Origin of the sequence: Thiocystis minor, assembly GCF_016653465.1 — a bacterium.
Lineage (GTDB): Bacteria > Pseudomonadota > Gammaproteobacteria > Chromatiales > Chromatiaceae > Chromatium > Chromatium minus.
The window spans coordinates 1-7,652 of record NZ_NHSQ01000001.1 but is presented as its reverse complement, the minus strand read 5'-3'; the positions used below and the strand labels follow the sequence as shown (position 1 = coordinate 7,652).

The following is a 7,652-nucleotide window of genomic DNA, read 5'->3' as shown; positions in this document are numbered from 1 at the left end:
GCTTGTTACGTTCGATCCGGGGATCTTCCAGGGACGCAAAATGCTCAAGAAGGCTGGCTGACATGAGAAACTCCGATAGTCGTTTCTCGCGATCATCCGTCAACTACCCGAAAAACGGAATGTTTAAGCGCGCTCGCCCTGCTTGCGATCGGGGTTGGGGTCTTGTGGAACTCAGAACAGATCGAGTTGCTTTATTTCTGCCGCTGTCGCGGCGGTTAGCGACTCGTCCTTCAGGAAGTGAATGGCTTGAGCGCACACCATCGGCGTGCCGTTCACTGACACGATCAGACCGGTCGCGTCACCGCGCTGGCGACGCCCGGCTAGAATCGCCTTTTCGTCATGACAGATCGTCGTTGTTTCCCCTGCGAACATGGCTGGCGGGAACAGTCGGTACGCCCTCACGGATGACGGGAAGGCGTGTCCTTCCGGTGTGTAGCGAACGCTGAACGACGTGTATAAAAACCCCTTGTGTTCAACGCTCTTGACGCGCACAAGATCGTTTCCTTTCTGTCCTGCGGCTGCCAGACCGGAATACGTTTTGGCGAGTTCATTCCAATCCTGAGAACGAACGCGTATTTCTTTGATTTTGTTCATATTTTTATCGGCTCAATACCCGAATTTCAGGGTGTTGAACGATGACGTCGCTGCTCACGATCGCGTGCGTTTGATCGCGAGTCACCAGGAAAGCGCCCCCGGCGAATTCGTTGACGCGCGGCTTGCTGCACGTCTCGGCCCAGGAAAAATAAACTCCGCCGTCTATCTGGAAATGCTCCAGGTATTCCTGGATGAACTCGGCCACCGCCTCCACCGATCCGCTCTCGTCCGCGTAAATCCAGATTTGCCCGTCGCTCAGTTCGGACTGGAAGTCGTATTTTTCGTCCCAATCGTCGGGGTCGCCGGATTCCTCGGCCTCGTCGCGTTGTTTCTGAAATTCGTTCCAGAAAGCCTTGACGGCTTCCTGTGCGCCCTCGCTCTCGGGCAAGGGAAGCATGACGGAGAATTGCAAGTAGTTGTTTGCCATTTGGATAGTCTCTTTTGTTGTGAAAATGCCGCAGCGGAATTGCCGTGGCTTTCATCAGAATTGCGGGGATGGAAAGACCGCCGATTCCCGTGCGGGGATTGGCGGTTTGGTGCGCGGTCTAGGCCGCTTGCGGTGGTGTTGACTGGAGGACATCCGCCCAGTCCACCCCTTTTCGTCCCTGGGGAATGGCCCGATTGGGCAGTTGAATGCGCGCCTCGACCCCGGATCGCAGGAGGCGTTCCTGCAAGGTCGCGGCGGCTTGTTCGCCGGTTTCGCGACGATCCAAATCGGCCCAGATCATCACCTGACGTACCCCGGCGGGCGGTTCAAACTTTGCCAGCAGCGTCGCACTGACCGCCGCCCACACCGGTTGCCCGGAGAGGCAGCGTGCCGCCAAGGCGGTTTCGATGCCCTCGGCCACGCCCATCTCCGTGTCAACCGACGCGAGATGGATCGCGCCGCCCGTCATCGAGGCCACGGGCGGCATCAACTTTTTGGGACTCGGCACCGTGGCCTTCCAGGCGCCGTTGCGGTGCAGGTAGGTGCGATGCAGCGTGACCGCTTTTCCGTGCGGATCGCTGACGCGGGCGAGCATGGCCGGGTAATGGCCGGTCGCGCGCCCGTTCTCGTAGTAGGCGAGATGCGGATGAAACCGCACCACCCGCGGGTCCAGCCACGCCAGGGAGGGACCGACACCGCGATGCTCTAAATAGCGCCACAGTGGCCAAGCCGCTGGATCGGTGGGAGCCAGCGATTCGCCCCAGGTCGACCGTAACGCCTGTTGACAGGCGGCGACCGATCGCGCTTTCGGCGTCAAAGGTGCCGCTAACGTCCGAACGGGCAGCCGAGCAACGTGCTCGGTCAATCCCAAGGACGCGCCAACGGCCTCCAGTGCGACGGGAAAGGTCCAGCCGGTGAGCCACCTCAGCAGCGCGAACCCATCCGGGAAGGCCCCGCAGGAATTGCAGATGCCCCCGCCGGTGTGGGCGACATCCCGAAAAACGCGAAACCCATCGGTGCCGCCATGCATGGGGCATGGGCCATGTCGGCCTGAGCGCTCCAGGGCGGATTCCAACGCCGGAACCCAATGATGCAGGATGCCGATCCAGCGGCCCTGCGCGTGTGTTCTAACCAACGTGGCGTTTAATGTCATACGACCTCCGATTCTCTAAACATTGGGAAAAGGAAGACGTACCCCTTGCGGGAAGCGTCTTCCCGCGTGGGTGAGAGGTGTTGGCCTTCCCGATCGGGAAGGCGTCAAACTGGCCGACGAACTAGCCGACCTGAACCGTCGTCAACAACGCATCCAGCTTGTTTCCATACCGTGCACAGAAGGCTTGCGCCTCCTCGGTCTCCGGCGTCGACAAGCCGGCCGCCCGCGCCAACAGCACGAGGCGGAACAAGGCGTCCGAGGGCATCAAGCTGAAGCGGCGTTTGTCTGCTTCGATCCAGACGATCGGGCCGGGAGCGTTCTTCGGCGTTGCGCTCGCGAGCGCATCGAGTGCATCCGGTTGATTGATGATGAGATTTTCCAGCCAATCGGCGTAGATCCCTTCGTCGCTCCCTGGATGGATTGGGACGAGCGATTCCCGCGCCTTCACGAGCACGTTTTCGAGCAGTTCGGTAGGGTCGAAACTCGGTGCTGGAATGTCGCGTTTTTCAACCAGCCAACAGGGATGGTTGAATTCGATGAACCAGGAATCGGCTTCGTGCTCCCAATCGAGCTGGCGGCTGTGTTGTTTCGCGAAGGCGAGCGCCTCGTCTTCGGAAGCTGCCGTCACGGTGACATTGACGCGCACGATCATGTCTTTGCTCACAAGATATTGATTCATCGATAATCTTCCATTCGTTACGGGAAACGCCCCCGCAGGAGTGCGTCTCCCATTGGGGGGTAAATGCCAGCGATCTAGCGCAGGCGCGGGTCAGCGCGCGCGAATCCGCGAGGGCCGGCGGCGAATGACCCGGACGGTTTCGCCCGGCTCGACATCAGCGGGAAAACCCGCCCGCGACGTGATGCGCGGCAACGAGAGGTGGCAGGGCATCCAGCCGCTCGACCTGGCGACCCAGAACCGCCTGGTTTCGCGGCCCTCTGGGTCGTACACCGCGACCCGGTGCTGCTCCAGCCCAACCAAGGTGGGAACCAGATCGGCCCAACACCGTTGCCCGGTGGCCTGATGATGCTCACGCCCAAGGCGCATGGCCGTGTGGTAAGCCTGAAGGTGTTCGTCGGTGCCCAACGGCACGACGGCGCAGGGCAGGCTCAGCCACGCCAATACCGCGTGACGGCGGCGTTCGGCGTTCTCGTGGCCGATGCAGGAGCCGTTCAGGTAATACAGATGTTGATTGCTCATGCGTTTTCTCCGAAAAATCGGGGAGACGCATGATTCCCAAAGGGAAGATGCAAATCTCCCCAGGGGGTTGAACCAGCGGATGCTGGCGAGTTGAGTGCAAGCGCGAGGCTTGCCGGTGGTGCGCGCGGTCTTGATGGATCGCCCGCGCAGGCGATGACGACCTCAACCAGGTGAGATCGCAGGAAACCTGTCCGCTCGACACGCACCCAACGGGGATGCGGAGGGGACAGGTTCCGGGGCGCATTGGCCCCGAAATCCATCGCTTCGGTGACGATTAGGTGACGATCTGCCTTAAAACAGCGACAGTTGCTCGCCAACCCGGATCGCAGACGCGGCGGGAATGGCGTTCACGCCGATCGGCATCGGGCAGGACGGAACCGTCAGGTTTTCCAACAGACCGTCTTCGTCCATCGGCGGCCACGCGAGCGACACGATGACGTGCATGTCTGCGTGCGTGAGCGCGTTGCCCTGGTAGACGTGCACTTCGCCGAGTGCGCCGTGGAGCGTGGCATTGGCCAGCAGTTGGGTCGCCGTCATTTCCGCACAGAGGCGATCCAGATCGATCGCGGTCAAGGCGAACTGTTGCAGGGCGCTGACGCCATGGTGGCGCTGCACGCCATCGCACGCCGCCAGTAGCATCACACCCGACCCGCAGGCTGGCTCCATCACCCGGATGCGTGTCTTGCTGTGCAGGTGCGCATCCAGTTCGGCGTCGGCGAGTTGCATCTCGGCCATGCAGGATGCGACGGTTTGTGGCGTAAAGTATTGGCCTAACCAGCGTTGCTGGCCGCGCGAACCGAGTTCCATGTAGGTTGGACCCAAAATGTCTTTCCAGGGATGCTCGCCGACCAGATTGCCGTAGAGACGCGACAGCGCGTACAACGCCTCCTGGCGTTCTTCGTCCCAGGGCTGTTGAAGCCGCCGCCCGAAGCCGGCCAGCACGTCCTGGCAAAGGAAATACAGCCACTCGTCGGGACGGTAGCGCCGCCCTCGGTTCGCAAGGGTTTCGATGTCGCGCGACAGGTGACGCGCGGGAGACTGGCGATCTTTTAGAGCGGTTTTCGTTTTAACCATTGACGGACCTCGAAAAAAGGACCGCCCCCCTGGGGAGCGATCCCCAGGGGTGAATGAACCCGGCGGTTGCCGGGCGGGAAGTCAACACACGATCAGTGCATCATGCTCTCGCGGAACAGCCGTCGTTCGGCGTGTTCGGCGCGTTTGCCATTGTTAAAAGCCGACACCGGGCGGTGATACCCCATGACGCGGGTCCACACTTCGCACGGTGTGCGTTCGTGATCGGACAGGCCGATCATCGGCTGGGCAGGTTTTTTCATCGACCCTCTCCGTGCCCGCAGCATCGCCGAAAAGATCGGTGGACCCGCGGGCGGTCGTGGCCCTAAACGAGGAACTGCTCGGCGAGACCGAACAGCGTTTTCTTAAGATCGGCAGGAGAATCGATCTGGATGTGACGTGGAAACAGCCACGACACGTCGATTTTGATGCCAATGCCGGCGATCTCGATGCCAGTTGCCTGGCATTGTTCGATGATGTTCGTCGCCCCGATCACGTCATCGGGCTTGCCGTCGGTCATCACCAGGATCACCCGCTTCCGCTCCTGTCGCTGCAAGAGATCGGCGGCGGCGTACCACAATGCCTGCGTCAAGGGCGTGCTACCGCGCGGCTGTTGCAGGAAAGCGCCCGCACGTCTGGCGGGCCGTTGCCCATGCTGGATCAGGCGGGAGACCTTTTCGTCCTCCCCATGGAAGCCTGGAAAGGCCGTCACCGCGACCGACACGCCTTGAATGGTGTCGAGTGCCAGCGCCAGCGCCAAGGCGGATTTCTGAGCGATATCGCTCTGCGATTCGCCGCCGTAATAGTTCCCCATTGACCCCGACAGGTCGATCAGAAGATGCACCGCCGTGTTCGGTGCCGTCCGTTCCGTCTTCCGGACGAACAGCCTCGAATCGCCAAAGCCCGCGCGGTGCAGACGGTGAGCAACCAGTTTTTTCCCCTGACGAACGGCGTATTGCCGATCCATTTGGGCGGATTGCACCAACCCTTGCAGTCGGGCCATCAAGGCCCGCGATTCCCCTTGAACGTCATGGAGAAGGCGTTTTCCTTGTCGATTCAGAAAGGCGTCCTCTAAGGCGTCCTCCGCGATCGGAAGCGCGGTTTGGTGTCCGTACCTCCTCGACTCGGTTTCCAGCAGTGTTTTAGCGTTCTCGAACAGATCCTGATCGAAATCGTTTTCGTCGGCCTCCAGCGCCTGTTGGAGGGTTTTTGACGTCTTCCCTGAATCGTTCCCGGAGCCACCCCCGGAGCCACCCTTGGATTCATCCTCGGAGCCGTCACCGGAATTGTCCCCGGAGCTACCACCGGAGCCACCCTTGGAGCCACCCTCGGAATCGTCCCCGGAGTCGTCCTCGGAGCCACCCTCGGAATCCTCGGAATCGTCCTCGGAATCACCCTTAGAGCCACCCTCGGAATCGTCCCCGGAGTCGTCCCCGAAGTCGTCCTCGGAGCCACCCTCGGAATCCTCGGAATCACCCTCGGAATCGTCCTCGGAATCGTCCTCGGAATCACCCTTGGAGCCGTCCTCGGAGTCACCCTTGGAGCCGTCCTCGGAGTCGTTCCCGGAGTCGTCCTTGGAATCCTTGGAGTCGTTTTGCGGCTGCTCGGCATTTTCATCCTTCAACAGTTGGATGATCCGCTCTGCCAACTCATTGGCATCGGCCGTACTCCCCAGCCTGGTCACTTCAATGGTCATCCCCATCAAGCGACGAACCGTCGACGCGGGGAATGTCTGACGAAGAACCTTCTCCGCTTGCACCGCGAAGGCGGTCAGGGCGGTTTGCTCCAACACCCGGCATCGCAGGGTCAACAGCAGATAGCCGGTCAAAATGGACGCCGGATGATCTTTCGGATCAGGCGCACACAATCGATGGTTGCCGATCATCCAATCGACGACCTTTTCCAGGGTTTTTTTCGTTCCTGGGTAGGCGCGACGGATGGCCTGCTCAATGCGGATGTCCTCCAGAATATTGAGCAAGGTTTTCTGTAACGGCGACTTGAGCGCCGCCGCGCGGAACACCGTCATGTCGGTACTTCTGACATGACTGGCCTCATGCGCCAGAAATCCCCACGCGACCTCGCGCAGAGCGGAATCCGGCGGAAGATCCGGCAGCCAGATGGTCTGGCCATCGGTACTGGCGGTGTGGCTGGCGTTCATGCCACCGACGATGACGTTCACGCCGAGCTTGCGTCCGAGCGCGGCGGCGACAATGGGCATGGCCCGATTCAGGGTCTTGGTTTGCATGGTGCGTCTCCAAAAATAGACACGCTCCGCCCCCTCGGGGCAGCGTGTGCCCCGGTGGGGAAAAGGGTGTCGACGTTCGTCGCACACCGTTCTTGTTGGCGTTCCCCTGGCTGGGGAGCGTCGGATTAAAACCAGCCGAAATCTTGGATGGTTTTGGTCTCGGCTTCGGCCACTTCGGCCACTTCGGCTTCGGCTTCGGCGTCGTTCAGCCGGGCCTCTTCAAACACGCCTAAAAACGGCGTCTCCACGTCGAAGTCGTCGAAGTCGTCGAAGTCGTCAAACAGGTCGCTGGCGTCCAGACTGACGTCCAGATGCGTTGCGATGTCGGCTTCAGCCTCAACTTCGGCCTCGGCATCGACGACGACATCAACTTCAGTCGTCGTCTCGACGTCGGACTCAACCTCGGTTTCGGCCTCAACTTCGGCATCGGCATCAACCTCGGCATCAACTTCGGCTTCAACCACAGGGTTCAGCATCCCTGCACCGTGGCGCGCCATGCGATCTTCATCGCACAGCAGCATCCACACCCCGAACCCTTCTTGAAAAACGGACCCGGTAATGGGGCCGCGGGACGGAACGTGGCGAAGAAACCGCTCCACCTGATCGAGAATCGGTCCGATGCGGGGATCCACGAAACTCAGAATGTCGAGTTTTTGTTGAACCCTGCGGAAAGTTCTCAGGGCGTGTTGCGACATCGCCTCCTTGCCGATCAGGCTTTTTTCCAGCGGGATCGCGATTTGGGCGATCTCGTGGAACACCGACGTGGCAATGTCGGCCACATCCTCCACCAGCGTTTCGTGCTGACCTTCGGCGGGCTGAATGATCAGGGGGCGATATCGGAACGAAAACTTCGTGCCGATCTTGGCCGCCGGGTCGACGGCGGTGCGAAGCTGCCGCTCCCATTCCGGGTGACGCAGGATCCAGTCTTCGATCTCCCGGTCATACCCGGTCAGAAAGTGCTGGG

The 7,652-nt window shown here is 60.8% G+C and carries 9 protein-coding genes; all 9 read right to left on the bottom strand.

What is annotated here, in order from left to right; all coding sequences use genetic code 11:
• Positions 1-171: 171 nt before the first annotated feature.
• The gene (locus CCR95_RS00045; protein WP_201090758.1) at positions 172-594 is read right to left on the bottom strand and encodes a hypothetical protein; all 423 of its coding nucleotides are present in this window, start codon (positions 592-594) and stop codon (positions 172-174) included.
• A gap of 4 nt (positions 595-598) precedes the next feature.
• On the bottom strand, positions 599-1,021 hold the full coding sequence (locus tag CCR95_RS00040) for a hypothetical protein (protein WP_201090756.1): 423 nt from the start codon (positions 1,019-1,021) through the stop codon (positions 599-601).
• 118 nt (positions 1,022-1,139) lie between these two features.
• Entirely contained in the window at positions 1,140-2,174 is a 1,035-nt protein-coding gene (locus CCR95_RS00035) for a DUF7146 domain-containing protein (RefSeq protein ID WP_201090754.1), read from the bottom strand.
• A 121-nt stretch (positions 2,175-2,295) separates the two neighbouring features.
• Complete coding sequence (locus CCR95_RS00030; RefSeq protein ID WP_201090752.1) at positions 2,296-2,853, bottom strand: hypothetical protein; 558 nt, start codon at positions 2,851-2,853, stop codon at positions 2,296-2,298.
• A 90-nt stretch (positions 2,854-2,943) separates the two neighbouring features.
• Entirely contained in the window at positions 2,944-3,372 is a 429-nt protein-coding gene (locus tag CCR95_RS00025; protein WP_201090750.1) for a hypothetical protein, read from the bottom strand.
• Positions 3,373-3,663: 291 nt separating this feature from the next.
• Positions 3,664-4,446, bottom strand: a complete 783-nt coding sequence (locus CCR95_RS00020) for an N-6 DNA methylase (protein ID WP_201090748.1) — start codon at positions 4,444-4,446, stop codon at positions 3,664-3,666.
• Positions 4,447-4,538: 92 nt separating this feature from the next.
• Complete coding sequence (gene nrdD / locus CCR95_RS00015) at positions 4,539-4,706, bottom strand: anaerobic ribonucleoside-triphosphate reductase (protein ID WP_201090744.1); 168 nt, start codon at positions 4,704-4,706, stop codon at positions 4,539-4,541.
• A 62-nt stretch (positions 4,707-4,768) separates the two neighbouring features.
• A complete protein-coding gene (locus CCR95_RS00010; protein ID WP_201090743.1) occupies positions 4,769-6,688 on the bottom strand; it encodes a cobaltochelatase CobT-related protein in 1,920 nt (639 codons plus the stop codon).
• Between the two features lie 125 nt (positions 6,689-6,813).
• The coding region (locus tag CCR95_RS25760; RefSeq protein ID WP_276570214.1) for a DUF3150 domain-containing protein at positions 6,814-7,652 on the bottom strand (839 nt) is incomplete at its 5' end.